Below are 26,226 nucleotides of genomic sequence, written 5' to 3'. Positions count from 1 at the left end.
TCGGTGTCCGGTGAGCTTAGCTGAACCAAACCGGCCTTTTTGTTTCACACAACCCGGAGGCAACGCCGCCGGGCAGGAATCGAACTACGGACTGAAAACGAGGACCGACATGTTGCAATCCTGACGCTTCGCTTATGTGACAAGCCCAGCGCCTGTCTTTGTCGACAAATACCAATTGAGAATCCTTTCGCCGTTCCAGAAGACCGCGCCGGCATGAGAGGATACGTAGTCTAGGAGCTGCTCGAAATATCCGATCCGATGCGGTACCCCGCTCAGGTAGGGATGAACGCTGATCGACATGATCCGTGGCGAGACAGCGCTTTCCGCATAAAGCCGATCAAACTGCCGCATGCCCCGCTCGAGCAATTCCGCAGATGAATGCTGGGCGACGGCCATGATGGCAACGTCGTTGATCTCGACGGTGTAAGGAAGAGTGACGAGGGGGCCGGCTGTCGTCTTCAATTCGCAAGGCAGGTCGTCCAGCACCCAATCGGCGACATATCGGATGCCTTCTTCGGCGAGGATGTCAGCCGTATCGACTGTCTCGGTCAGTCCGGGGCTTTCCCATCCAACCGGTGCCTTGCCGGAAACCCTGGAGAGCGCTTCAATCGTGCGGCGCACCGACAAGCGCTGATCCTCAAGATTGTGCATTGGTCCTTGAAGCCAGCCATGGCCCATCAATTCCCATCCCGCCTCGTGTGAGGCTTGCACGATCCTCGGATAAACCTCGCAGACCGAACCGTTAGTGGCCAAGGTCGGCACGATCTTTCTCGATTTCAGGCTCTCGTAGATACGCCAGAAACCCACCCGCATCCCATATTCGTGCCATGACCAGTTCGGGATATCGGGCAGGAGCGGCGCGCCCATCGGCGGCGGCAGTACCGTGCGCGGCATCGGCCGGCGCGCATCCCAATGTTCGACGTTGACGATGAGCCACACCGGCATTCTGACGCCGTCGGGCAGCTTCAGCGGCGTCCGGTCGACGATGGCCTGATATGCGATGCGTTCACGAGGTGTTAGCGGCATGCGGAAATTCACAGGGCTTGGAGTTGTGGTGGACTTACTTTCGAGCGGCTCTCGTGGGGGATCGGCGGACAAACTTACCCGGCCGAGATGTTATCGGAGCTCTAGACATCGACCCTCCGATCGGCCGCTGCCACGGACTACGGTGCGCTGGCTGGTCAATGCAAACGCCGCGAACGAACGCTCCACTGTTTCAAGATCAAGTCCGTCAGCGATGACAACCAGACGCGAGCGATGGTCTTCGCTCGGCCACGCCTCCATATGCACGGGCGGGTGGACGAGATGTTGAACGCCATGAATGGCGACGGGACGGTCTTCTCCCGCAATGTTCAAGATGCCCTTGATCCTGAGAACCCGTTCGCCGTGCCTGTTGATAAGCATGGTGAGCCAAAGGCCGAACGCCGTCCAATCGACCTCATCCTCCCAGGTCAGGACGCAGGAAGCGATCGCCGCTTGGTGCGTCCGCCCATCGGCGGTCGACAGCACGGCCGCCTCCTCGCAGAAGAAACCCGATTGCGATTGCAGCAGGCTGCCGCGTGTCGTGCTGTCCTGTTCGAACAGATCGGTTGCGGAGAAACCGGCGCCGGCATCCAAAAAGGCCGCATCCGGATTGATGCGCCGTAAGCGGCTCGATAGCCGGGCGATGTCGCTACCTTCGGCGAGATCGGTCTTTGTCAGTACCAGTCTGTCGGCAATTGCGACCTGGCGGTTGGATTCGATGTACCGGTCGAGCTCGGCTGCTCCATTCACCACATCGACTGTGGTGACGACGTTGCCGGCCTTGAAGTGATGACGCAGCATCGGATCGGATTTCAAAGTCGACAAAACCGGGAACGGATCGGCTAAGCCAGTGCTTTCGATCACCAATCGCTGGAATGGAGATACCTGCCCGCGCTCACGCTTCGAATAAAGATCGCGGATAGCGTTGGCCAGTTCACCGCGCATGGTGCAACACAGGCAGCCCGACTGAAGCAGCACCATGTTTTCGTCGATTCGTTCGACGAGATAATGGTCGAGACCGACCTCGCCGAACTCGTTGATCAGAATGGCGGTGTCGGAGAGTGCGGGGTCGGTCAGCAGCCGCTTGAGAAGCGTCGTCTTGCCGGAACCGAGAAAACCGGTGACAAGGTGTACCGGCGTGAAGGACGGAACCTCAGCCATGTCGACTGGCTTCGACACTTGCAATGACCGCGCTGTCTAGAGGATCGCAAGTCTTGCCCGAGAGACGCTCGGCTGCTTGCCATAGGTGCCCCAGATCGGTGATCATCTCCGTCTTGCCGGTTCGGCTTGAGATGACGAACGAGGTCCCTTGCCAGTCCGCCAGCCGCATGCCGAACGGCGCCAGGATCTGGTTTGCGACCCTGACGCGATTGGCACGTTCACGGCGGCGATCGACAATCTCGGCATTGCGGGTGTAGATGCCCCGTCTGGCGACGGCGTCGGTCCAATGTTCGTTGGCGCCCAGAACGCCGCAAAGCGAACACATGAGTTTCTCCTTTTGCGACCGCCTCAAAACCCATAATCGCTTGTCATCGCTCGTTGCCGAAATCGTCGCGGAATTCCGGCAAAGTGATACGATCAGACCGAGTAAATCGGTTTGATCAACCGCTCAAACCCGGCTCATGACTGCGGGCGCGTCTTGCCACTACGCGGGTAGCGCTTGGCAAAATCGGCAGCGATCTCTTCCATTTTGACAAACTTCACTCCGTCGAAACCGTTCATGTAGTCATAGAGCCGCTCGTGCATCTTCAACACATGTGGCTTGCCGGAAACGTCGGGATGGATGGTCAGCGGGAACACGGCATAGTCGTAGTTCTCGTAGATCCAATCAAACTGGTCGCGCCACATCTGCTCGATGTCGCGGGGGTTGACGAAACCGTGGCTGTTCGGCGAGGCCTTGATGAACATCATCGGCGGCAGGTCATCGAGATACCAAGACGCCGGGATCTCGATCAGGTCCGTCTCATCGCCCTGCGAATAGGGTTTCATCCAAGCGGACGGATGCTTGGAATAGTCAATCTTCGTCCACTGATCACCAACCGTCACATAGTACGGGTGATGGTCGTTGTGCATAAGGGAGTGGTCGTAAAGCAGGCCCTTTTGCTTCAGCAACTCGTTGGTCTTGGAACCGAACTCCCACCACGGAGCCACGTAGCCGCGCGGCGACTTGCCGGAGAGCTTGGTAATGAGGTCGACGCACTTATTGAAAATGGCCTCTTCCTGTTCCGGCGACATAGCGATGGGGTTCTCATGGCTATAGCCGTGCATCCCGATCTCGTGACCGGCATCGGCTACTTGCTTCATCTCGTCCCAGAAGCTTTCGATGGAGTGGCCGGGGATAAACCAAGTCGTCTTGATACCCCACTTCTCGAACATGCGCAGCAGGCGAAGACTGCCGACCTTGCCCGCGAAGGCGCCGCGTGAAATGTCGCAAGGGCTATCCTCGCCACCATAGGATCCTAGCCAGCCGGCGACAGCATCAACGTCCACCCCATAGGATACAAATATTTCTTTCGGCATGTCTGGTCCTTTCGTTGCTTGATGTCCCTGCCCACGGGCGTCTACGGCAGTTGCGAGGGCGGGAGACCGGCGCGGCTTCCCGCCATGCTGATATGTTTACGCATATAATAGTTGGCTCCCTCGGGATCGCCGATCGCGATCGCCTCGAGGAGGCGATCGTGTTCCTGCACGGCGATCAGCAGATTGCCCCTGCGCTCGATAGGCAAGCGCTGGCTTTCCAGGAGCACGCTTGCGAAGGTCTGGTGCATATCTACCAGAAGCTTGTTGCGTGAAATGCGCATGATGAGGTTGTGGAAGTCGAAGTCCGCCTGCGCATAGGCGACAAGATTGTTCTCGCGGGCCGCTTTGCGGAATGCCGCCGTACATTCCTTGAGGTCGGCGATTTCCTGTTCGGTATGAGTGAGCGCCGCGAGCTCGGCCGCATAGCTCTCTACGATATAGCGAAACTGGTAGACCTCGCTCAGCGAGTAGCGCGCCGCGAAGCGCCAGGAAGGCGTAGCTGGCGCCCCGGACGGATCTGCACAGACGAAACCCCTCCCCCCCTCGCGCGCCACGATTTCGCCGATGGTGGCCAAGATGGACAGCGCTTCGCGCAGCGTGGCACGGCTAACGTTGAGATCGCGCGCAAGATCGCGTTGCGGCGGCAGTAGATCACCAGGTCGCAAACGGCCGTCGCGAATCATCGATTGCAGGGCGGCTACCGTTGCCTGGGCCACGCCGCCACCGGTTTCCCGACGCTCGCGTGGCAATTCGGCAGGCTGCGCGGTCGCCTCCTTTTCGTCTTCCCTGAGATCGATTTTCGTCATGGCCTCCCCTAGCTCCAACAAAGTTGCCACCATGTAGCTAGAACAAGAAACATCGGGAGGAAACATCTAGCCTGTCGAGCATCACAACATTACGTCGCCACCATTGGGGTTCATGGTTGCTCCGATGTAGTAAGCACCCTCTTCCGAAGCCAAAAGCACGGCCGTCGGCGCGATCTCGTCTACATGGCCGGCACGGCCGATCGGCAGTTCGCCGAGCTTGCGCTTCTTCCATTCCTCCGGCAGCGCCTTGAACAGCTCCGTCTCGATAGGGCCCGGGCAGATAGCATTCACGGTGATGCCGTCGCGAGCCACTTCGTAGGCGAGTGAGCGTGTAAAGCCAATGACGCCGGCCTTTGCAGCCGCATAGTGCGCCATTTCGGGCGCTCCCTTGTGGCCGAGCTGCGAAGCGATATTGATGATGCGCCCGAACTTGCGGGCAATCATGGGCTTCAGCACCGCACGCGTGCACAGGAAAACACTGCGCAGGTTCACGGCCATCATCTGGTCCCACATAGCCGTGCCCATTTCGGCCACGACCGACGTGGTGTCGATGCCGGCATTGTTCACCAGTATGTCGATCCGGCCGAGCGCGCCTTCCACCTTCTTGACGGCGGCCTCGACCTGAGCCTCGTCGCTGACATCGGCCGCGACGGCAAACGTCTTCACGCCGAACGGTGCAAGCTCGGCGGTACGTGCTTCGGCCGCCTCGATCTTCAGGTCGAGAACAGCCACATCCGCGCCCTCGCGGGCGAAAGCCGTTGCAATCGCCCCGCCGATACCGCGTGCGCCACCAGTGACCAGTGCTTTCTTTCCTGCGAGACGTCCTGACATGCTTGGTTTCCTGATCCTGTTATTGCTTGAGAACTATTGGAGCGATGGCGCAAGGCGGCGGGGCTTTGCTCGCCCGAGGATGCGCTCGGCTTCATTCATGAAGACGTTGAAGGTGTCGGAAGCCGGCACTGATGCCGCGACGTCGTCATGGCGAAAGCAATGCACGGTGTGCCGTTCGCCGACCGTTTCCGCGGGCGGCATCTCTTGGCGGCACCTGTCGATGACGAAGGGACAGCGCGAGGCGAGAAAGCAGCCCTTCGGCAGATCAATCGGACTTGGAATTTCGCCCTTGAGGCTGACGCTGCTTTCAATCTTGAGATGCGGATGCGGCAGCATCACCGATGACAGCAAGCCGCTGGAATAGGGATGCTGCGGGCGGTTGAACACCGTTTCGGCACTGCCCTGTTCAACGATCATGCCGAGATACATCACCGCGACACGATGGCTGATGAACCGCACGGTGGAGAGATCATGGGAGATGAATAGATAAGCGGTATTGCGCTCGCGCTGGATGCGCCGCAGCAAATCAATGATCTCGGCGCGCGCTGTGGGATCGAGCGCCGAAGTGGGCTCGTCGAGGATGACCAGTTCCGGCTCGGTGACCATGGCCCGGGCAATGCCTACCCGTTGCTGCTGGCCCGACGACAGTTCCGAGGGATAGGCGTCAAGCAGGTCAGGGTGCAGCCGGACAAGGTTCAACGCATCGGCTGTGCGGCGGCGTCTGGTCTCCCGATCATATTTGAGCGGCAGAAGCGGTTCGCTGATCGTATCGCCGATCTTCATGCGCGGATCGAGAGACTCGTTCGGCTCCTGGAAAACGAATTGGATCTTGCCGCCCAGCCTGCTCTTGTGCTGCTGGCGCTGCGCGAGATCGGTGTCGTGAAACCGAATGGTTCCGGCAGTGGGTTCGACCAGGCCGACGATGCAGCGGCCGACGGTTGTCTTGCCCGAGCCGCTCTCGCCCACCAAGCCAAGCGTCTCACCCGGCTCGATCGTCAGGCTAACACCGTTGATCGCCTGGACCACCTGCGTCGACCCGGCGATGGGAAAGCGCTTATAGAGATTGTCAATGGTCAGAACGGCGCTCATGCATGCCTCACAGGGAAATGACAGCGGGCGAAATGACCGGGGCTGATTTCGGCGAAGGGAGGTCGACGTGTGTGGCAAACCGGCTGAGCGATCGGGCAACGATCGGCGTACTGACACCCGACGGTTAACTCGCGCCGCCTGCCCGTGTCCGGCACGCTCCAGCTTTCCCTAAGCTTCGGGCTATGGGAAAACGCTGCAAGCAGCATCAGCGTGTAGGGGTGGGCCGGCTCGAGGAACAATGCTTCGCGCGAGGCAAGCTCGACGAGCTCGCCGGAGAACAGCACCGCTATGCGATCGCAGAAATGGGCGGTGATGCCGACGTCGCGGGTAATGAACAGCATGGCGCTGCCATGGTCGGCAGCCAGCTTTGCGAGCAGCGTCAGGATCTGCGCCTGAACCGTAACGTCGAGGCCGCTAGTGGCATCATCGGAAATAACGAAGGCCGGGTTGCAGATCAGCGCCATGGCGATGACGACGCGCTGCGCCATGCCGCCGGAGAGTTCGTGCGGATAGGCGTCCATGCGCCGTTCAGGATCGGGTATCTGGACGTCCCGCAGGATCTGCAGCGCCATTCGACGCGCCTGCTTGCGGCTCACATTGAGGTGGATCTTCGCCATCGCGGCGATCTGATCTCCGACTTTGAGCAGCGGATTGAGCTCGGCGCGGGGATTGGGCACCACCACTGAAAGGCGGCGGCCGCGCAGACTCCTGAGTTCACCTTCAGACAAGCTGAGGATTTGACGTCCCTCGAAATGGACCTCACCTCCGGCGATCCGGCCGGGAGATGGAGGTACACCAAGGATCGAACGGGCAAGTGTCGTCTTGCCCGCACCGCTCTCGCCGACCAGGCCGACGATCTCACCCGCCTGCACGGCGAGGTCGATACCCTTCAGCACCGCCTTCCGCTCGGCGCCTCCGGACGGAAATGTGACGCGCAGATTTCTGATATCGATCAGAGGCGCCTTGCCCGCATAGCCGGCGGCGCTTTGAATCTTGTTCGTGACTTGTGCTGCACCCAATGACGTTCTCACACTAGTTGCTGATACGCGGGTCGAGCAGGAAGTAAATGAGATCGACCATGATATACACGATGAGAGAGAAAATGGCAGAGAACAGTACAAAACCCAGTACTGGATAGATATCTGAGTTGAGCACGCCCTGTACAGCGTACTGCCCTGCCCCACCCCATGAAAACACGATCTCGACCAGCACGGCGCCCCCAATTAGGAAGCCGTAGAGCACGCTGATGATGGTCACGATGGACGGTAGAGCGTTGCGCAAGGCATGACGCACGACAAGGTTCTGCGGCACTCCGCAAAGCACCTCGTAGCGGCTGAAATCGGACTCCAGCATCTTGTCCATCGTTGCTTGGGTCATCTTCAAGATCGGGCCGGCATTGAGCAGCCCCAGCGTCAAAACCGGCAGGGCCAGGTGCGCACACGCAGACCAGAATGCCTCGAGGTCGCCCGCCAGCAGCGCGTCGATCGTTAGCGCGCCCGTCACTGGAACAGGCGGAATAACGATCATATCGATCCGTCCGAGCGGCGCGGGTGCCCAGCCGAGCACGGTGTAGAAGATGAAGATCAGAACCAGCGCGAACCAGAAATCCGGCAGAGCGCCGGCACTGAGGCCGTAGAGATCGGAAACGCGTGCAACCCAGCCGTTCGGCTTGCGCGCCGCATAGACACCCAGTGTCACACCCACAATGATGGCGAGAAGCAGGGAGAACGTTACGAGCTCGAGGGTAGCGGGAAAGCGCTGAAGCAGGTCTTCGAGCACCGGCCGTGTCGTTTGCCAGGAGGTGCCAAGGTCGCCATGCAGCAGATTGCGTATATAAATCAGAAACTGCATGTACAGCGGTTGGTCGAGGCCAAGTTGCTGTCGCAAGGCGGCTATGGCCGACGGTGTCGCCGTGGGGCCAAGCATCAGCACCGCTGGGTCACCTGGAATGCTCTTCACCAGCAGGAATGAGACAAGCACGATGCCCAGGAGTTGCGGTATGACAAAGACAAGCCGCTTTCCGAGATAGGCGAGGATGCGCATCAGCTTTCCTCCGCCGGAACATCCACCGCAATACGGCCGCTGCGCTCACGCGCCTCACTTAGAAGCTGCCTGCGCTTCGACGGATCGGCAAGGACCTCGATGGATGCGCCGACCAGAGAAAAGCCGAAAACGGTAATCGCGAGCATTGCACCGGGGAACATGGATGGCCACCACTGGCCGGTGACGACGTTCTGGAAGCCCATCGCAATCATACTGCCCCATTCCGGCGTCGGCGCGCGCACCCCGGCGCCGACGAACGACAGGGCTGACGTCAGCAGGATGCCCCATCCGATATTGACCGAAAGCTGTGCCAGCACGGGCGCCATCGCATTCGGAATGACATGGCGCATGATCGTGTGCAGATCAGACAGGCCATTGACCTGCGAGGCCTCGACGTACCGCATAGAACGGATGCTGAGCACCTGCGAACGCATCAAGCGCAGATAAATCGGTGCGTTGACGAACGCGATTGCAAGCACCACTGTCTGGATGCTCTGACCGAGGCTGGCGACCAGCGCGATGGCAAAAACGAAGACGGGAAAGGCCTGCAGCACGTCCGCCGCCCGCATGATAGCAAAAGACAGCCAAACGCGTATGCCATGTCCGCTGCTGTAGAAGCCAACGACCGCACCGATCGAGCTGCCGGCCATGGCCGAAAGGAGCGTTCCCAAAATGGCAATCGTCAGGTCGATGCGCGGCGCGTAGATGGAGCGGCTGAAGATGTCCATGCCGACATTGTCAGTGCCGAAAAGATGGACTGCACTCGGCGGCTGCAGGAAGCTCACGGAGTCCGCTTGGGTCGGCGAATAGGGTGCAATGGCCGGCGCAAGGATAGCCAGCAATGCAATTGATATGACGATCAGATAGCCTAGGGCAAATCTAGGCCGGATGACCGCCAGCCTTATGAGAAGGCCAAGCTTCGAAGACATCTATACTCTTTTCCAATGATCGAAAGACCTCCGGAGGCCAGAGAAGCCTCCGGAGGAAGCAGTCATCAGCCTCGGGTAAAATCCTGGAACCTGAGATTATTTGACGTATAGTAGGTGAAACCCTTGAGGTTCGCCTTACGTGCGAGCGTGTATTTTGGATAGGCAATGAAGCCCCATGGCGCTTCGTCCATTAAGGTCTTCTGAACCTCGGTGTATTTCTGCTTGCGAATATTGTCGTCCAGCGTCGCAAGACCGTCTTTGATCATTTTGTCGACGGCCTTGTTGTCGTAGTTGGAGTAATTCACATAGCTTTCCGAATTGAAGTAGAGATAGGTCGAATAACCGGGATCCGGCGTCCACGGCGAGTCGAGGTAGAAGATCATCGGCTTGGCGCGCTTGGTGACATTCTCGTAGAACACACCGGCCGGCAGCTTCTCCAGCGTCAGTTCGATGCCAATCTGCTTCAATGCAGTCTGGATTAGCAACGCGATCGGCTCCTGCGTGGGATCGCCCGCATTGTAGGACAGGCTGGTCGCGAGGTTCTTGGCGCCGGCCTTGGCCAGTATCTCCTTAGCCTTGGCGATGTCGTAGGCATAGTTGAAGAAGCTCTCGTCCGCCATCGGGTAAATGTACGGCATAGGCGCCTTCTGCTCGTCGGCGTAGCCGTAGTAGATTGTGCGAATGATCTCGTCGCGCGGGATGGCTAGGTTGACGGCACGACGCACGTCGACATTGTCGAACGGCGCGATCTTGGCGTTGAGTTCCAGCCAGATCATATAGGAAGAATTCACCGCATCCACAGCCACGTTCGGCTGCTTCTTCAGCGCCTCGAGCTCACGTGGCTGCAGGAACTGGGCTATATCGACCGCGCCGCCCTGCAGCAGCGAGAAACGGCTGGACGATTGCGGCACCTCGCGCATGATGACGCGCTTCATGAACGGCTTCTTATCCCAGTAGTCGTCCCGAGCCTCAAACACGGCCTGCTGACCACGCACGAGTTGCGCAAGACGATAAGGACCGAAGCCCGCGCTGTCGTTCTTCAAGAAGTTGACCGCCCAGGGGTCGTCCTTGCCACCGACTTCAGCACATTTGGTGGCATCATAGATCGGGTTTGCCAGATTGCACTGCTGCTTCAACAGAAGCGGGTTCGGCTGATCGAGGTTGAAGGAAATGGCGTAGTCACCCTCGACCTTGATCTGGTCTGACGTCTTCAGACCCAGCACCGCCGTCTGGAAGAGGCCCTGTCCTTTCAGATTGAACTTGCGGTCCCACGTCCACTTCACGTCCTTCGACGTAAACTTGTTGCCCCAGTTGGAGACGACACCCTCACGCAGCTTGAACGTCGCCTTGCGACCATCGGGCGCCACTTCCCAGCTCTCTGCCAGACGACCACGCAAGGCGAGATTGTTTGGCTTGTCTGTATGGACGCCCGTGTCCTCGCGCAGAACGCCCGGTGCGTTCGGGTCTTCCATCTTCTCGTAGCCGAGCATGTATTCGTAGAGCGCGCCGAGCGAATCGATGGAGCCAAGGCTAACGTCGAACTCGATATCGAGGCCTTGTGGCGTTGCAGGAGCCGCGATCACCAAAGTGCTGTTGGCATCCTGAGCGAGCGCCTCTCCGAAGCGGCCCGTGGACGAAAGAAGCGCTGCGCCGCCAACTGCGGCGGTCGTCTTGAGGAACTGCCGACGCGTCGACGCCAACTGAATTCTAGTAAAACTCTCTGCCATGTGCGTTCCCCTTTGATCGCGCGCAGCCGCGCTTCTTCCCAGTTAATTTTGGCCTGACCAAACAGCCCATGAGCATTAATATGCAATTTGGCCTGACCGTCAACTCCAAAGGAAGCGGAAATTATCGGTCGTCACGCAAATGGCGAGAAGGGTGTCTTGATTTCTCGGTCTGACCAACATATTCAACGCCGGAGACACGAGCGAGGAAACGAAATGCCGAAAATCTGTCTGATAACAACAGGGGGGACCATCGCATCCAAGCTGGAGCCGGAGACCGGGCACGTGACGGCAAGCGTCACCGGAACTGAACTGAGAGCGATGCTGCATGACCCCCTCGAGCGCATCGAGATCGTAATCGATGAATTCTCCAATGTCGGCAGCTATGCCATTGACCTGCCGTTGGGTTTTTCACTAGCCCAGCGCATCTCGCAGCGCCTCGACGAGGGCTTCGATGGAGTGGTGGTCACTCACGGCACCGACACGATGGAGGAGACTGCCTTCATGGCCGATCTCTTGGTCCGTTCCGACAAGCCAATTGTCTTTACCGGAGCGCAGCACGCGGCCGATCAGCCAAACCCGGACGGCCCCCGCAACATAGCGGACTCGCTCCGGTTGGCGGCCTCGGACACAGCCCGCGGCCTGGGCGCGGTGATCTGTTTCGAGCAGGAATTCCATGCCGCGCGGGACGTTACAAAGTCCCATACCTCGCGCACCGACACGTTCATCTCCCACGAGCACGGCAAGCTCGGCGAAGTGGACGGCGACCGCATCGTGCTTCATCGCCGGCCGATCCTAAGGCGCAGCTATGAAGCGAAGGGAGTGGTAGCCGACGTGGAACTCGTCAAACTGGCGATGGGTATTAGCGACCGCTATCTGCGCTTTGCAGCCGACAATGGTGCCAAGGCGATCATCCTGGAAGGTTTCGGTCGCGGCAACGCCCCGCCTTTGGTAACGGCCACTGCGACGGCGCTCGTGAAGAGGGGATTGCCTGTCATCATGACCAGCCGCTGCCAGCGAGGCCGCGTCAGGCCGATCTACGGCAATGGCGGCGGCAAGACGCTATCGGACGGGGGCGTGATTTTCGCCGGCGATCTGAGCGGCCAGAAGGCCCGAGTGCTCGTTTCCGTGCTGCTCGGAATTGGGCTTAACGGCGAACGTCTGCGCGAAGAGATCGAATACATCGCAGGGTAAGCCTCGCGGTCATTTTTTGGTGTCAGCTGCCGCTCAGTCTGAAGCATGTACACCGCCTGCTCCGCAGACCGGGAAAAGCAATATGTCAGAAAAGAAGCACCGAATCGCAGTCATCCCCGGCGACGGCATTGGCAAGGAAGTCGTCCCCGAGGGACTGCGAGTTCTGGACGCGGCGGCAAGGCGTTTCGGCCTTGACCTGCAGTTCGACCACTTCGACTTCGCCTCCTGCGACTATTACGCCAAGCATGGCTGCATGATGCCGGAGGACTGGAAGTCCAGGATCGAAACCCACGATGCGATCCTCTTCGGCGCGGTCGGCTGGCCGGCAACGGTTCCCGACCATATTTCGCTTTGGGGATCGCTCCTACAGTTCCGCCGCGAATTCGATCAGTACGTCAACCTGCGTCCGGTTCGCCTGATGCCGGGAGTGCCTTCGCCGCTTGCCAATCGCAAGCCTGGCGACATCGATTTCTTCGTTGTACGCGAAAATACCGAGGGCGAATATTCCTCCATCGGCGGCAAGATGTATCCGGGCACGGAGCGCGAGATCGTCATCCAGGAAACCGTGATGTCGCGGGTGGGAGTCGACCGCATCCTGCGCTTCGCGTTCGACCTGGCGCGGAAACGTCCGCGCAAGCACCTTACCTCGGCTACCAAGTCCAACGGCATTTCGATCACCATGCCGTACTGGGACGAACGTGTGGAGGCTATGGCCGCGAATTATCCGGACGTTTCCTGGGACAAGTACCACATCGATATTCTGACTGCTCATTTCGTGCTCAATCCTGACCGTTTCGACGTTGTGGTGGCATCCAATCTTTTCGGCGACATTCTCTCCGATCTTGGACCTGCCTGCACCGGCACCATCGGCATTGCGCCGTCGGCGAACATCAATCCCGAGGGGCGGTTCCCCTCGCTCTTCGAGCCTGTGCACGGTTCGGCTCCTGATATTGCCGGCAAAGGCATCGCCAATCCCATCGGCCAGATATGGACTGCGGCCATGATGCTCGACCACCTCGGTCATGAAGAGGCCAGCCGCGCGATCGTGAAGGCCATAGAGGCAGCGCTGAGGAACGAGGCCACCCGTACGCGGGATCTCGGCGGCAAGGCCGATACCGTCACTTGCGGCAAAGCGGTCGCAGCCGCGCTCGAAGCATAAGGATCAGCGCATGCGCATAGTCGACATCAGGGAAAAGACGGTCTCGATCGCCTCGCCCATTGCCAACGCCTATATCGACTTCTCCAAAATGACCTGCTCGGCCGTGGCGGTGATCACCGACGTGATACGGGACGGCAAGCCGGTCATAGGCTACGGCTTCAACTCGAACGGACGCTACGGGCAGGGCGCGCTGATGCGCGACCGCTTCCTGTCGCGCGTTCTGGAAGCCGACCCGAACACGCTGATCGACCACGAGAACGATAATCTCGATCCGTTCGCCATCTGGAAGACGCTGATGACGAACGAGAAGCCCGGCGGCCATGGCGAACGGTCCGTGGCGGTCGGCACCATCGACATGGCCGTTTGGGATGCAGTCGCCAAGATTGCGGGCGTACCTATTTGGAGACTTCTGGCCGACCGCTACAGGAACGGTATCGCCGATGAGAAGGTTTGGGTCTACGCGGCCGGCGGCTACTATTACCCGGGCAAGGATCACTCCAAACTCCAGGCGGAGATGCGCAGTTATCTCGACCGAGGTTATAAGGTCGTAAAGATGAAGATAGGCGCGGTACCGCTGGAAGATGATTTGCGTCGCATTGAAGCGGTGCTCGAAGTCGTGGGCGACGGCAGACGTCTAGCAGTCGACGCCAACGGGCGCTTCGATGTACATACCGCCATCGCCTACGCCAAGGCGATGCGCCCTTACGGTTTGTTTTGGTACGAGGAAGCCGGGGACCCGCTTGACTATGCGCTGCAGGCGGAACTCGCCGCCCATTATGATGGACCGATGGCAACGGGCGAGAACCTGTTCTCGCATCAGGACGCGCGCAACCTTTTGCGCTATGGCGGCATGCGGGCCGACCGGGACTATCTGCAATTCGACTGCGCCCTCTCCTACGGCCTGGTGGAGTATCTGCGTACGCTGGAAGTTATGAAATCGCTGGGATGGTCCTCCCGACGCGTCGTGCCGCACGGCGGGCACCAGATGTCGCTCAACATCGCCGCCGGACTGCATCTTGGCGGTAACGAATCCTACCCGGATGTTTTCCAGCCTTTCGGCGGCTTCGCTGACGACATTGCCGTTGAAGACGGCTACGTCAGGCTGCCCGATACGCCTGGTGTGGGCTTCGAGAAGAAGGCGGAGCTCTACAAGCTGTTTCGCCAGCTGCACTAACCATCTATTTTACGCCGGTTCTCACTTTTCCTGGAATTGCTTTAGCCGGCCTGCCGGCCGGGTCGGCAGCGTAAGGTCAGCCGGCGAGGAGGTTGCGCCCGCGTATGGCTTTGCAGACCGCTTCGGTGACTTCGCGTGTGGTTGCCTTGCCGCCGGCGTCCGGCGTCATGATGCCGGCCTCGCCGGCGCGTTCGATGGCGCGCATGAGCTGGTCGGCTGCTTCCTGCTCGCCCAGGTGGCCGAGCATCTGCACCGCCGTCCAGAATGTGGCGACCGGATTTGCAATGCCTTTGCCGGCGATATCGAATGCCGATCCATGGATTGGCTCGAACATGGACGGGAAACGCCTTTCGGGGTCGATGTTGGCCGTCGGCGCGACGCCGATGCTGCCGGCGAGCGCGCCGGCGAGATCCGAGAGCACATCGGCATGAAGGTTCGTCGCCACGATCGTGTCGAGGCTCTGTGGCTTCGCCACCATGCGCACTGTTACGGCGTCGACCAGCATCTTGTCCCAGGTGACGTCCGCAAACTCGCGCGAGACGGTTTCGGCAATCTCGTCCCACATGACCATGCCATGGCGCTGCGCATTCGATTTAGTGACGACGGTCAGGAGCTTGCGCGGCCGGGACTGCGCCAGCCGGAAGGCGTAGCGGATGATGCGTTCCACACCGACGCGCGTAAAGACGGCGACGTCCATGCCGACTTCCTCGGGCAGGCCGCGATGCACCCGCCCACCGGCGCCTGAATATTCACCCTCGGAATTCTCGCGCACGATCACCCAGTCGAGGTCGCCGGCCCGGACATCGCGCAGCGGAGAGGCGATGCCGGGCAGGATCTTGGTCGGTCGCACATTGGCGTATTGATCGAAACCCTGACAGATCTGCAGGCGCAGTCCCCAAAGGGTGATGTGGTCGGGCACGTCGATCACGCCGACGGCGCCAAAAAAGATGGCGTCGAACTTCTTGAGCTGTTCCAGCCCGTCGGCCGGCATCATGACGCCGTACTGCTTGTAGTAGTCCGATCCCCAGTCGAAGAGATCGAATTCCAGCTTCAGGTCGCCGCGCTGCTCGGCCAGCACCTTGAGCACGGTGATGCCGGCATCAATAACCTCTGGCCCAATTCCGTCAGCGGGAATTGCCGCGATCGAATATTTGCGCACTGTCAATCTCCTTGGCATGCGATGACAGGAGCTGCCAAAGCTAGGCGAAGGCTTCCCGAGCCAGGGTAAAGGCATCGAGCTTCACACCGGCCTGCTTCGGGTTTAGAGGCTGGATTGTGCCTGCTTCAACGCGCTTTTGATTATATAAAAATGTGATTTAATCGAACTCAAAAGGGAATGCGCGTTGGAACTGCACCAACTCCGATGCTTTGTTATGGCGGCCGACGAGCTGCATTTCGGGCGTGCGGCGCAGCGCCTCGATATGCTGCCCTCATCGCTTAGCCGACATATACGGATGCTGGAGGAAGATCTCGGCGTGCGGCTGATGATGCGCACGACCCGCAACGCCGTTCTGACCGAACATGGATCTTTCCTGCTGGAAGAAGCCAGGGCTTTGCTGGCCAGAGCCGACGATTTGGAAAACCGCCTTCGAGAGAAGGGGCGCAACCGAGCGGCAGTGCTGCGCCTTGGCGTGATTGACAGTGCGGCCGTGGGGGTGGTGCCACGCCTGCTTCACGATTTTCGCGAAATCGCGCCCGACGTGACCGTGCAGGTGCTGGAGGACAAGACGATCCGGCTGCTGCCTCGCGTACTTTCGGGACGGCTGGACCTTGCGCTGATCCGGCCGTCTGCTGCGCCAAGCCGTCGCCTGGAGCTGCTTTTCTTGCTTTACGAAACCGCTGTCGTGGCCGTGTCCTCAAGCCACGAACTGGCTCACCGCGCCAGCGTTTCGGTTACGGATCTTGTGGACCAGACGCTCATTGTTCCGGAGCGGCGGTCACGCCCGCACAGCCACGACCTCACGATGCGGCTGTTCAGCGAGCGCGGTCTCGCGGCTAAAGTCGTCCATCTTGCCGATGAAAAGCAGACCATCGTGAACCTTGTGGCGGAGGGGATGGGCATCGCCATCGTACCGCGCTGGGCTTCTCGTTTGCAGGTCAAAGGCGTGACCTATGTCGCCCTCGACACGCTGGATACGAATGGGTTGAAAAAATTGCCGCTGGCTGTCGCCTGGACCGGCAGCACGCGCGATTCTGTCCGGGACGCGATGATCGATCTCCTGCGAAGCAACATCGATGTCTACGCCAGGGACGCCTGAACGCTTTCCGTTTTGGCAAGTCGCTCTCTAAACGCACGACCAGTTAATTAAAGTACCCAAAGCTCAGCCTGCATCCATATCCGGTGGGCCTATGCACAGTACAAATATAAGAACCCAGATATGATGTTCTCGATGGTCCGGAAGCAGATTGCACATTTTAATTGGCCGATCAGGACCAATGGAAATTCAATTTCGGCCAGTCTGATATTCTTTTTGCGGGCAGCTCGTCCGCATACTTTTCTAATGAAGCAATAGAAGTTCTCCAAGTTGGACCATCAGCGCCGCTACCGTCGCGCAAAGATCGGGACGGACTATCGCGCCAGAGCGAAAGCCGCCGCCAGTTCCGGGAGGCGTCCCGGCTGGGCCGCCGCTTGCGGCAGCGCTGGCTGGCTGCATATGGCGCTTCGTGCGGCTATCGATGGCGTTACCCGATACGGATTCCGACGCAAAGCCGGCCGCTATTCCGATCAAAGACCGGCCAGTTTTCGGCACTGAAGATTACCTCCTGGGTCAGCAACTTGGCATCAAGTGCCCCGCGGTAAATGGGGAGATTTTGATGCCGGCGAAGAGAAGGCTGACCATGAGACAATTGAGACAAATGCTTCGGCTTGCCGGAAGCGGGACGAACTGCCGCGAGATAGCAGTCATTTGGGGATAGCGCGCAGCACGGTGCAGGATAACCTGCAGCGTGCGGCAGCAATTGGATTGACATGGCCCTTGCCGGGCGAACTGACCGACGATGCGCTTGAGAACTCTAATGCGAGAACACGTATTTGGGTTCCCTTGCTGTCGGTTTTCATTCCGGCACCGGTTCGACGGGCTATCCACAGTTTGCCCATAGCGCGTCGACTACGGTATCACGACGCGCAACTTGGCTGCCTCATAGTCAAATGAAACGCGGTTCCGTCCACGGTACTTCGCGTCAAGAAGGCATCGTCCTGCTGTGCGAAGAGCATCTTGAGGGTCTGCACCGCGGGGAATTTCCGCGCCCCCGATGCTGACGGTCACTTTCACGTCATCCGGTAGCCCTTTGATCCACGGAAGTCCTCCGACATGCCGACGGATGTTCTCCGCAATGGTCATTGCCTGCTCTTTGTGCACGCCTCGCAGCAGGACCCCGAACTCTTCGCCGCCAAGGCGCCCAATCGAGTCGCCTGATCGCGTCAGATAGACCAGCGCTTTTGCAATTTGCACCAAGGTCTCGTCTCCCTTGGCATGTCCGTGCTTGTCATTGAATAGGGAGAAGTGATCCGGGTCGATCAGAAGAAGCGTGTCACATTCCCCTTCATCTCGCTTCCGGTCTATCCTAGCCATGAATTCACCGCGGCTGAAAAGCCCCGTCATCGGGTCGTGACTCGTTACGAAGGTCAGTCGATCATGCGTCTCTCTCAGCGCCTCATACGACTTCTCCAGCTTGTCACATGTGTCCTGGATCGTTTCTGCTTGGGCGAAGATGTAGGAGCCGACGGGCATTCCTATCAGAATGGGAATGAAGGTGCATTCCACCCAGCTCAGCCAATCGATCGGCATCTGCAAGGCCAGCCTGGCGGTAAACGACAGGGCGAACGTCGCAACGATTGCAATTATCGTCACAACTATCGACTTGCCCACAATACGCTTGGTGCGAGGCGTCATAATGCTTCTTCAAATATCGACATTGTTTCTTTAGGCAAATGTATTGAAAAAGTTCTTACCCAGTCAATTAAGATGGGAATTATCCCCTTGACGTACGTAAGGTGACTGCCCTATATTGAGGGCATGAGCAAGAGCAAATCGCCCCTCTTTTCGGTTCGTGACTTCTTCACCCGCTTCCCGGATGACGACGCCTGCCTGAACCACATCATGGAAGTCCGGTTCGGCATGAAGCACCCGTGCCGGAAGTGCCTGAACGTTGCCACGTTCCATCGCCTTTCCAAGGTCCGCGCTTTCGCTTGCTCGCATTGCGGTGACCATGTTCACCCGACAGCCGGCACCGTGTTCGAGGACACCCGTACGCCGCTCCAGTCGTGGTTTTATGCGATCTATCTGCTCGTCACGACGCGCCATGGCGTTTCGGGCAAGGAACTCCAGCGTCAGCTTGGAGTGACCTACAAGACCGCCTACCGCATGGGCATGAAAATCCGTGAGCTTATCGGCTCGCTTCAGGACTTCGACATGCTGCAAGGCCACGTCGAGATGGATGAGGCATACGTGCTATCGTCCCGGCACACGCGGTCGCGGCGCGGCTGGTAAGACCATTGTCATGGGCATAAAGGAACGTGGGCGGCGACATGCGAGCGGTCGTGATCCCAAACGTAAAGAAGTCCACGCTTCGCGACGTGACGTTTCGCAATGTCAAGGAAGGTTCTACCGTCTCGACGGACGAACTCATGTCGTATGGCTTACTGGAGGGTGACGGCTACAAGCACGGCGTGGTCACCCACTCGCAAAAGGAACTGGTCGCACTACGATTGGCGCGCTGGCGAGACGTTTTCGACGAACCACGTCGAAAGCTTCTGGGTTCTGTTCAAGCGGTCGGTTCGCTCGACGCATATTCACGTGTCGTCGAAGCACATGCACCGCTATCTGGATGAGTTCACTTTCCGGTCGAACCACCGCGAGATGCAGAACGCGATGTTCGATCTGATCGTGGCTCGTGTTTGATGACATTGGAGGCGGCTTTCAGAAAGACCGCCTCTTTGACGGGGCCGACACCGGCGGCCTCTTGCTGGCGGATGAATTCTTCCAGCCGATTCTCTTTCAAAGCCTTGGCAAGCGACAACATTAGGCCACTCTCGCGTAACGAAGGAAATCGTCATTCGAAGCCGTTAGTTCGATGACGTTGGCAACGTCTGATAGCATTCCCCCCTTGACCCCGAGCGTGGCTAGGCTCCGTACGACCGCATTTAGCGCAATACCCTCATCTCGCGCGGCAACGTCGGAGAACATCATATATTTGTTGGCTATTGAGTTCGCGTGCATCGATACGAATTCAAAGACGGCACGTTTGCCTTGCGAAAGTGTCACGACATTGTGTGCTGGCCAGACAGCCCGGCGGCCTTCTAACTGAACGATTTTGGCCACAGACGGCGCACCAAATATCTGGCGCACTCGCTCATACACCTCATCGTTTCGTCGCCGCTCGCGATCTTCTTCGGCCTTCAGCACCGCAAGCGATGCAGCTTGCACCGACGCATTGGCAACGGCTGTAATGGCCCCTTCCACACGATCTATCGGGGCCCACAGCACGAAGATGCTGTGGCCGTCATAGCCAATTCCGAAACGCTCGGCGGCGCGCTTGGCCTGATGGTCATAATAGTCAGTAGCGCCAGCCAGGTATGCCTCCGTGTGGCCGGCGGCCATGTCAGATACAAACACCTTGTCAGCACTAAATCCGATTTCGACCGTGCAGCCTGAACCACTGGGATAGAGCACCGGCATGGAAACGCGCACGCGCTCGGTGCTGGCTTGGGTGGCCATAAGCCGCTCCACAGCCTGCTTTATGCGTTCGTCTCTTGCCGTCGTTTCCATTCCATAACCCATCAGAACAGCGACCCTTGCGCGCTACGTGGCGGAATGTTGTCGCGGTTCACTATGTTGAGTTTAGCACAAGCGAACGCCAGAGCCTCATCGAAATTTTCGAAATCAGGATTAATCGGCCGCGCACACTGCACATCACCGGAACGAATTCTGCCTTCTGACTCAATAACATGGTCTAGACAGATATGGTCGTGTGTCTGCCCCATGACGAAGTGCAGACCATGGAACTCGGCCGGCCCATGATAGCCGTTCGTGTGGGCGCGTGTCGGTCTCCAGTCGAGCCTGTAGAGGGTATGTTTGGTCCTCCCAACGGGTTTGTCACAATCGAGTTGGAACGTGGCGCTGTCGATGTCGCTTGGCTGGAATGTGATCCGAAACCACACGCCTCTCGGTATCGTGCCGGCGACTGCAACGCGCGTTTCGAATATGTGCCGTTCGGAACGGGTTTCCCTATTTTCGGCGCGCTTCCACGGCCCGATCTCAACGAGCGTTTTTTCGGATTCGATCAGGAATTTTGCTTCGTCGACCCCAAGCCACATTTCACCATTGGACATGGAATCGTGGCGATACGCAACGTACGTACGTCAAGAGGATAATTCCCTATCGGTTACCGTATTATGGGGTGTCATCACTCACGGGCCGAAGGACAACGTCAGTTTTCAGGATATCAGAAGCTGACCTTTACATCCAACACAACGACCCTGTGCAGCAGCAAAGGAAGTCCGGCTCGCCCCCCACTTTTGCTCCTCCACGAATGCCGGCTGGAACGAACCCAGGAACGGCTGCACCAAGCATCCCACGTGCAGTGACCTATGCGACACTAGGGATTCGATAAATGCGCCGAGCCGTGTCGTGAAACAGCGCTCGCTGTTCTGCGGCGGTGAATTCGGCGGCGACGGCCCGATAGATGGCATAGGTTTCACTATAGGTCGCATGCAGGCTCGTCACCGGGAAATCGCTTGCGAACATGGTCCGTTCGGGGCCGAAAGCCTCTACGCAATGCAGAATCAGCGGCCGGATGCTGGCGAGAGTCCAATCGGGATCGTATCCGGTCAGGGCCGAAATTTTGATCGCGACATTGGGTGCCGTTGCAAGTTCGGCGATGCCTCGACGCCAGGCGGCCATGGCGTCGATGTCCCGGTCGACCGGGCTGCCGCTATGGTTCAGCACGAATTGCTGGTCGGGGAAAGCCGCGGCAAGTCGAATAGCGTCGGTTAATTGGCCGGCAAAGATCATGAGATCGAAGCTCAGCCTGTGGTTCCGCAGCTGCGCCAGCCCCCGTCGCCAGGCCGGGTCGTCCATCACATCGCGTCGGGCGCGAAAAGATCTGGCGGGGTCGCGATGCCAGCTCAGAATATCGCGGATGCCGACTACATCAGGAAATGCCGCCTGCTGCGCAAGAAGCTCTGGCGCATCTGGTCGGTCGAGCGCGACATGGGCGACGTAACGACGTGCAACGCCCGCGCGGCGGGCGAGCCCATCAAGCCAGCGCGTTTCGCCAACACAGTCGGCATCCAGCCAGGCCGCTTCGACATGCACTGTGGCAACGACGTTCTGATCCTTCGAGTCGGCCAGATAATCGTCGATCATGTAGCTGCGCCGCAACCGGGCATTGCTGTCGGTACCGGCCACTGGCGGAGCAAGCCAGGGGTGCTTTCCCAGTTCGAGGTCCCACAGATGATGGTGCGGGTCGATGATGGGACCGGTATAGGGACTGGGCATCGATAATCCTCATTCGGGATGCGAAGCGCGGGTCAGCGGGTCCGATAGCGGAAACTCGGGTGCCGGCGGCGTGCCGCCCAGGATGTTCGACAGCTCGCAGGCCGCCTTGAATTGCGATGCGGCTGCCTGCTGGATCGGCACCCGCCCGCGCACCGACTGAAGGAACGGCATGGTCAGCGCGGCCAGAGCCTGTCCCCGCCCGTCGAGGATCGGGAAACTCACGTCGGTGATACCGGCAATGTTTTCACCGGCAATCAGCTCGTAGTGCCGCGCGGCGATGGCTTCAATGCGCTGCCGCACCCGCTGCAATTCCGCGCGATCGATGCCGTAGGCTGCCAGCGCGTCGAAATTCCACTCGCGCATCGCTGGCGTCTGGAAGGCCAGGATCACCCGCCCCGAGGCGGTGTGCTCGGCCGGACTCGACGTGCCGAGCCGCACCCGGAAGCCAAGCGGCGCCGGACTGTCGGCATAGGCGATGGTGCGGATGAACGCTCCCTCCAGCACCGTCAGCAGGATTGATTGCTGCGTCTCCGCAGCGAGCCGCAGCAGGATCGGGTTGGCGGCCGTGGTGAGCATTTCGATCGGCGGAAAAGCGAGCGCCAGATCGTACAGCTTCATCGACAGCCTGAAGGAATCGTCCTGCGGCCCGCGGCGAATATAGCCCCGGCGCTCCAGCGAGACGACCATGCGGTAGACCTCCTGCAGCGAGCGGCTGAGCTGCTGGGCGATCTGACTCTGGGTCAGTCCTTCGGATTGGCGGGCGAGCAGCTCGAGCACGTCCAGGCCCTTCTCCAGCGCGGGCGCGAGATAGGTCGCCTGCCCCTCCTTGGGCGCCTTTTCCGCCCGCGCGGCGACGTCGCCCTTCCTTGGCCCACCCATTTGATTCTGGTCCTGTTCGTTCCGGTCGGCAGGAACTTGCTGATCTCGGCGGCGATTGACAAGCGCGCAAAGTTTCTATTACCTATTAAAACATGCTATCATATATGAAATCAACAGGGGAACTCGACCATGGATACGCATGCCGTTCGCATACTTTTTCCAGCTCTGCTGCTCGCCGGGCTGGCACTTCCGACAGCCGCTCTCGCGGATGGCAAGGCGGCGCTTGCCACGCTCCCGGACAATCTGCAGAGCCTCTATGTCGGGGCTGAACAGAATGTGCAGCCGTCGGCCTTCGACGGCTTCGCGATGCCGGCCAAGCCGTGGAAATGGTGCCATTCCGAATCGTATCAGGGGAATCCCTGGCGGGTGGCGCTGACCAACCACTTCAAGAGCCTCGTCGGCGCTTTCCAGGCCGACGGCAGCGTCAGCAGCTTCGAGCTTTCGGACTCGAACGGCGACACCAGCCAGCAGATCGCCCAGCTCCGTGCCTTCATCGACAAGAAATGCAGCATCATCACGGTCGTGGCCGGATCGTCGACCGCGCTGAACGATGCCATCGAGGCGGCCTATAAGGCGGGCATTCCGGTGGTCTCAGTGGGCCTCGTCACCACCCCCTACGCGGTCAGCGTCGATTCCAACTACATCAAGTTCGGCTACGACATGGCCAAGGACATCACCACGGCGCTCAACGGCAAGGGCAATGTCCTGAGGGTCGAGGGCATCGCTGGCAGTCCGCTTGTCGCCGAGCAGCGCATCGGCGCCGACAAGGCGTTTGCGGAATCGCCCGACGTGAAGGTCGTGCGCGACGTTAACGGCAACTGGACTGCGGCGGTGACCAAGACTGTGGTGCTGCAGGCGCTCGCCACCAATCCCGGTCCGATCGAAGCGGTGTGGACTTCGGGCAGCGAAGCGCGCGTCGTGGCCGAGGCCTTCGCGCAGGCAGGCCGGCCGGCGCCCATCATCACCGGCAGCATTTCGGGCGATGCTCTCGGCTATTGGAAGGCGCATCCCGACTTCAAGTTCACGGGTGGCGCGCTGCTGCCGTCGTGGACAGCGCAGACCGCAGTGCGCGTCGGCGTCCGGATGTTGCTCGGCCAGGAGCCCAAGGTGAGCCTGGTGGAAATCCCTGTCCCCGACGTCAAGATCGGCGACCTCGGATCCTGGTACCGTTCATGCATGACAGCCAACGCCGTATCGGTCTTCCCGGTCGCGCCACAGGATCCGATGCCGGAGGACCTGATGAACGGGTATTTCAAGAAGCCGGCACCAACGCCGCAATTCGACTACGCCAAGACGCCGGATCCCTGCGCCCAATAACTCCCGTCGAGGCCTCCCAAGGGCCTTCCTCGGAGGGCCCTTCCCCACCTTCAGACATCTTTGGCAGAACCACCATGAAGCTTGTCAGCACGGCCAGCACGGATATCGATTTCGAAAAGGACGGAAAGCAGATCGGCTTCGTCAACCTGCCGCTCTCCGTTCACGAGGATGCCTGGGGCGTCGTACCGATCCCGCTAACCGTGATCAAGAACGGCAAGGGGCCGACCATCCTGCTGCAGGGTGGCAACCATGGCGACGAATATGAGGGGCCGATCGCGCTCGGCGAGTTGATCCGCGACCTCGATCCGGCTTCGATCTCGGGCCGGCTGATCATCGTACCGGCAATCAATCTGCCCGCAGTCGTGGCGGGCCGTCGGACCTCGCCGGTCGACGACCTCAATCTCAATCGCGTGTTCCCGGGCGATCATGGCGGCACCATCACCGCCCAGATCGCCGCCTACATCAGCGATGTCCTGTTCCCGATGGCCGATGTCTTCGTCGACCTCCACTCCGGCGGGTCGTCATCGGTCAACGTGCCGAGCGCCGCCATCGAGCCCGCCGCCGATCCGGAGCATTTCAAGCGTAACATCGACGCGGTCGTGGCGTTCGGCGCGCCCATGGTCGTGATCATCTCCAATCGCGGCGATCCCCGAACCTCGACGGCCACGGCGGTGCGCGCCGGACTGACGGTGGTCGGCACCGAGCTCGCCGGTGGCGGCGGGGTATCCGTCGAAGCGCTGGCGGTCGTCCGGCGCGGCCTGCGCAACCTGCTGGCGCATTTCGGCGTGCTGCCGCCCGGAGAAGATGGGCCGGCGCCCTTGAAGCGGCCTGACATCTACGAGGTCACTCCCGATGCCTATGTGCTTGCCACCGAGACAGGCGTGTTCGAACCGCTGCAACTGAACGGTGTTGAGGTGCATGCCGGCGAGGCGGCCGGGCGCATTCATTTTCTTGCCAATCCCGGCCGCGCTCCGGAAACGCTCTACTACCGGGCCGACGGCATCGTTTACGTGCGCCGCCAGCCGGGCCAGGTCCGGCCCGGTAACGTTTGCATGGTCGTGGCCACGCCCTATCGGGGGCAACTGCCGTGATCGGCCTCGACGATGTGCGGGCCGCGGCCGAACGCATCGCCCCCTACATCCGAAGCACGCCAGTCGTGAAAGCGACGGCTACCCGTCAGCCATTGGCGGATGCCGAAGTCTGGATGAAGCTTGAGTCGCTGCAGCCGACCGGCTCCTTCAAGGCCAGAGGAGCCACCAACCGCCTGCTGACCACGCCCCGGCAAGAGCTCGCCGCCGGCATCGTCACCGCTTCGGGCGGCAATCACGGCCTCGCGACCGCGCGGGCGGCAACGATCGCCGGAGTGAGGGCCACGGTCTTCGTGCCCGAGACGGCTGAGCAGGCCAAGATCGAAAAGCTCCGTGCGTGGGGCGCCGAGGTCCGCGTCGAGGGCGCCATCTGGGACGCTACCAATCGTGCGGCCCTCGCGTTTGCCAAGGAGCGCAAGGCAGCCTATTTCCATCCCTTTGCCGATCCCCAGGTCGTGGCCGGTCAGGGCACGATCGGGCTCGAGCTCATCGAGGCTCTGCCGGAACTCGATGTCGCGCTGGTCGCGATCGGGGGCGGCGGATTGATCTCCGGCATTTCTGTTGCGCTCAAGGCGCTGAAACCTTCGATCTGTATTATAGGCATCGAGCCCACCGGTTCGCCGACGCTGCAAGCCTCTCTTGCCGCCGGCCATGTGGTCACCTTGCCGGCCGTCACCACCCGTATCGCCACAATGGCCTGCGGGAGAACAGACGAGCGCATCTTCGGCATCGTGCGCGAGCATGTCGACGAGATCGTCCTCGTCAAAGACGATGACATGCAGGCGGCTGCGCGCTGGCTGTGGTTCGAATTCGGCATCGCGGCCGACCTGAGCGGCGCGGCCGGCATCGCGGCCCTACGCTCGGGCAGGCTCCGTTTGCCGCCGCGCGCGAAGATCGCGACGCTTATCTGCGGTGCCGGCAGCAACGGCATCGGCGCGGACGGCCAATGAG

The 26,226-nt window shown here is 60.0% G+C and carries 27 protein-coding genes and 1 pseudogene; 10 read left to right on the top strand and 18 right to left on the bottom strand.

Annotated elements, in window-relative coordinates; all coding sequences use genetic code 11:
* Positions 1–132: 132 nt before the first annotated feature.
* The 11 genes from P9272_RS04020 to P9272_RS03970 form a co-directional block, all read right to left on the bottom strand.
* Positions 133–1,098 (bottom strand): polysaccharide deacetylase family protein, encoded by a 966-nt coding sequence (locus tag P9272_RS04020; RefSeq protein ID WP_278159198.1) that lies wholly within the window; start codon positions 1,096–1,098, stop codon positions 133–135.
* An 18-nt stretch (positions 1,099–1,116) separates the two neighbouring features.
* Complete coding sequence (locus P9272_RS04015; RefSeq protein ID WP_278159196.1) at positions 1,117–2,184, bottom strand: GTP-binding protein; 1,068 nt, start codon at positions 2,182–2,184, stop codon at positions 1,117–1,119.
* Positions 2,177–2,509 (bottom strand): hypothetical protein, encoded by a 333-nt coding sequence (locus P9272_RS04010; RefSeq protein ID WP_278159195.1) that lies wholly within the window; start codon positions 2,507–2,509, stop codon positions 2,177–2,179. The genes P9272_RS04015 and P9272_RS04010 overlap by 8 nt, the downstream gene beginning before the upstream one ends.
* A gap of 134 nt (positions 2,510–2,643) precedes the next feature.
* Entirely contained in the window at positions 2,644–3,543 is a 900-nt protein-coding gene (locus P9272_RS04005; RefSeq protein WP_278159193.1) for a polysaccharide deacetylase, read from the bottom strand.
* 41 nt (positions 3,544–3,584) lie between these two features.
* Entirely contained in the window at positions 3,585–4,349 is a 765-nt protein-coding gene (locus P9272_RS04000) for a FadR/GntR family transcriptional regulator (RefSeq protein ID WP_278159191.1), read from the bottom strand.
* A gap of 81 nt (positions 4,350–4,430) precedes the next feature.
* Positions 4,431–5,180, bottom strand: a complete 750-nt coding sequence (fabG, locus tag P9272_RS03995) for a 3-oxoacyl-ACP reductase FabG (RefSeq protein WP_278159189.1) — start codon at positions 5,178–5,180, stop codon at positions 4,431–4,433.
* Between the two features lie 33 nt (positions 5,181–5,213).
* Positions 5,214–6,269 carry an ABC transporter ATP-binding protein gene (locus P9272_RS03990; protein WP_278159187.1) on the bottom strand — a complete coding sequence of 352 codons (1,056 nt, stop codon included), beginning with the start codon at positions 6,267–6,269 and terminating at the stop codon, positions 5,214–5,216.
* Entirely contained in the window at positions 6,266–7,288 is a 1,023-nt protein-coding gene (locus tag P9272_RS03985; protein WP_278159185.1) for an ABC transporter ATP-binding protein, read from the bottom strand. The genes P9272_RS03990 and P9272_RS03985 overlap by 4 nt, the downstream gene beginning before the upstream one ends.
* Positions 7,289–7,301: 13 nt before the next feature.
* Positions 7,302–8,312, bottom strand: a complete 1,011-nt coding sequence (locus P9272_RS03980; protein ID WP_278159183.1) for an ABC transporter permease — start codon at positions 8,310–8,312, stop codon at positions 7,302–7,304.
* Positions 8,312–9,241, bottom strand: coding sequence for an ABC transporter permease (locus P9272_RS03975; RefSeq protein WP_278159181.1), 930 nt, complete (start codon positions 9,239–9,241; stop codon positions 8,312–8,314). The genes P9272_RS03980 and P9272_RS03975 overlap by 1 nt, the downstream gene beginning before the upstream one ends.
* Before the next feature lie 65 nt (positions 9,242–9,306).
* Positions 9,307–10,968, bottom strand: coding sequence for an ABC transporter substrate-binding protein (locus P9272_RS03970; RefSeq protein WP_278159179.1), 1,662 nt, complete (start codon positions 10,966–10,968; stop codon positions 9,307–9,309).
* 213 nt (positions 10,969–11,181) lie between these two features.
* On the opposite strand from P9272_RS03970, the gene P9272_RS03965 reads away from it, so the two are divergent.
* The 3 genes from P9272_RS03965 (at position 11,182) to P9272_RS03955 (ending at position 14,492) form a co-directional block, all read left to right on the top strand.
* The gene (locus P9272_RS03965; protein ID WP_278159177.1) at positions 11,182–12,159 is read left to right on the top strand and encodes an asparaginase; all 978 of its coding nucleotides are present in this window, start codon (positions 11,182–11,184) and stop codon (positions 12,157–12,159) included.
* A gap of 82 nt (positions 12,160–12,241) precedes the next feature.
* On the top strand, positions 12,242–13,318 hold the full coding sequence (locus tag P9272_RS03960; RefSeq protein WP_278159175.1) for a tartrate dehydrogenase: 1,077 nt from the start codon (positions 12,242–12,244) through the stop codon (positions 13,316–13,318).
* Positions 13,319–13,328: 10 nt separating this feature from the next.
* Entirely contained in the window at positions 13,329–14,492 is a 1,164-nt protein-coding gene (locus P9272_RS03955; protein WP_278159173.1) for a mandelate racemase/muconate lactonizing enzyme family protein, read from the top strand.
* A gap of 76 nt (positions 14,493–14,568) precedes the next feature.
* Here the strand turns inward: P9272_RS03955 and P9272_RS03950 are convergent, their stop codons facing one another.
* Entirely contained in the window at positions 14,569–15,651 is a 1,083-nt protein-coding gene (locus tag P9272_RS03950; protein WP_278159172.1) for a tartrate dehydrogenase, read from the bottom strand.
* Between the two features lie 184 nt (positions 15,652–15,835).
* Between P9272_RS03950 and P9272_RS03945 the strand changes: the two genes are divergently transcribed.
* Positions 15,836–16,750 (top strand): LysR family transcriptional regulator, encoded by a 915-nt coding sequence (locus P9272_RS03945; protein ID WP_278159170.1) that lies wholly within the window; start codon positions 15,836–15,838, stop codon positions 16,748–16,750.
* An 849-nt stretch (positions 16,751–17,599) separates the two neighbouring features.
* Here the strand turns inward: P9272_RS03945 and P9272_RS03940 are convergent.
* The gene (locus P9272_RS03940; RefSeq protein ID WP_278159168.1) at positions 17,600–18,385 is read right to left on the bottom strand and encodes a GGDEF domain-containing protein; all 786 of its coding nucleotides are present in this window, start codon (positions 18,383–18,385) and stop codon (positions 17,600–17,602) included.
* 123 nt (positions 18,386–18,508) lie between these two features.
* Between P9272_RS03940 and P9272_RS03935 the strand changes: the two genes are divergently transcribed.
* The 3 genes and pseudogenes from P9272_RS03935 (at position 18,509) to P9272_RS03925 (ending at position 19,393) form a co-directional block, all read left to right on the top strand.
* The gene (locus tag P9272_RS03935) at positions 18,509–18,982 is read left to right on the top strand and encodes an IS1595 family transposase (protein WP_278159166.1); all 474 of its coding nucleotides are present in this window, start codon (positions 18,509–18,511) and stop codon (positions 18,980–18,982) included.
* 38 nt (positions 18,983–19,020) lie between these two features.
* A pseudogene (locus tag P9272_RS03930) lies at positions 19,021–19,206 on the top strand (transposase); the annotation flags it as partial.
* Positions 19,127–19,393 carry a transposase gene (locus tag P9272_RS03925; protein WP_278159236.1) on the top strand — a complete coding sequence of 89 codons (267 nt, stop codon included), beginning with the start codon at positions 19,127–19,129 and terminating at the stop codon, positions 19,391–19,393. The pseudogene P9272_RS03930 and the gene P9272_RS03925, both read left to right, overlap by 80 nt.
* On the opposite strand, the gene P9272_RS03920 is transcribed toward P9272_RS03925, so the two are convergent.
* The 5 genes from P9272_RS03920 to P9272_RS03900 all read right to left on the bottom strand — a co-directional run bounded on the left by P9272_RS03920 (position 19,326) and on the right by P9272_RS03900 (position 22,870).
* Positions 19,326–19,514: a hypothetical protein gene (locus P9272_RS03920; RefSeq protein WP_278159243.1), complete on the bottom strand. Its 189-nt coding sequence runs from the start codon at positions 19,512–19,514 to the stop codon at positions 19,326–19,328. The genes P9272_RS03925 and P9272_RS03920 overlap by 68 nt on opposite strands.
* Entirely contained in the window at positions 19,514–20,209 is a 696-nt protein-coding gene (locus tag P9272_RS03915) for a hypothetical protein (RefSeq protein WP_278159164.1), read from the bottom strand. Before P9272_RS03915 ends, P9272_RS03920 begins: the two co-directional genes overlap by 1 nt.
* A gap of 62 nt (positions 20,210–20,271) precedes the next feature.
* Positions 20,272–20,823 carry a hypothetical protein gene (locus P9272_RS03910; protein ID WP_278159162.1) on the bottom strand — a complete coding sequence of 184 codons (552 nt, stop codon included), beginning with the start codon at positions 20,821–20,823 and terminating at the stop codon, positions 20,272–20,274.
* A gap of 256 nt (positions 20,824–21,079) precedes the next feature.
* Entirely contained in the window at positions 21,080–21,991 is a 912-nt protein-coding gene (locus P9272_RS03905; protein ID WP_278159160.1) for an amidohydrolase family protein, read from the bottom strand.
* A 9-nt stretch (positions 21,992–22,000) separates the two neighbouring features.
* Positions 22,001–22,870 carry an IclR family transcriptional regulator gene (locus P9272_RS03900; RefSeq protein ID WP_278159158.1) on the bottom strand — a complete coding sequence of 290 codons (870 nt, stop codon included), beginning with the start codon at positions 22,868–22,870 and terminating at the stop codon, positions 22,001–22,003.
* A 129-nt stretch (positions 22,871–22,999) separates the two neighbouring features.
* Between P9272_RS03900 and P9272_RS03895 the strand changes: the two genes are divergently transcribed.
* The 3 genes from P9272_RS03895 to P9272_RS03885 all read left to right on the top strand — a co-directional run bounded on the left by P9272_RS03895 (position 23,000) and on the right by P9272_RS03885 (position 26,225).
* Positions 23,000–24,187, top strand: coding sequence for a substrate-binding domain-containing protein (locus P9272_RS03895; protein ID WP_278159156.1), 1,188 nt, complete (start codon positions 23,000–23,002; stop codon positions 24,185–24,187).
* A gap of 74 nt (positions 24,188–24,261) precedes the next feature.
* Positions 24,262–25,278 (top strand): succinylglutamate desuccinylase/aspartoacylase family protein, encoded by a 1,017-nt coding sequence (locus P9272_RS03890; RefSeq protein WP_278159154.1) that lies wholly within the window; start codon positions 24,262–24,264, stop codon positions 25,276–25,278.
* The gene (locus tag P9272_RS03885; protein ID WP_278159152.1) at positions 25,275–26,225 is read left to right on the top strand and encodes a threonine/serine dehydratase; all 951 of its coding nucleotides are present in this window, start codon (positions 25,275–25,277) and stop codon (positions 26,223–26,225) included. Before P9272_RS03890 ends, P9272_RS03885 begins: the two co-directional genes overlap by 4 nt.
* Position 26,226 lies beyond the last annotated feature (1 nt).

It is taken from the genome of Mesorhizobium sp. WSM4976, assembly GCF_029625685.1.
GTDB lineage: Bacteria > Pseudomonadota > Alphaproteobacteria > Rhizobiales > Rhizobiaceae > Mesorhizobium.
Note: the sequence above shows the minus strand (reverse complement) of the source record. Positions and strands in the feature narration are given on the sequence as shown.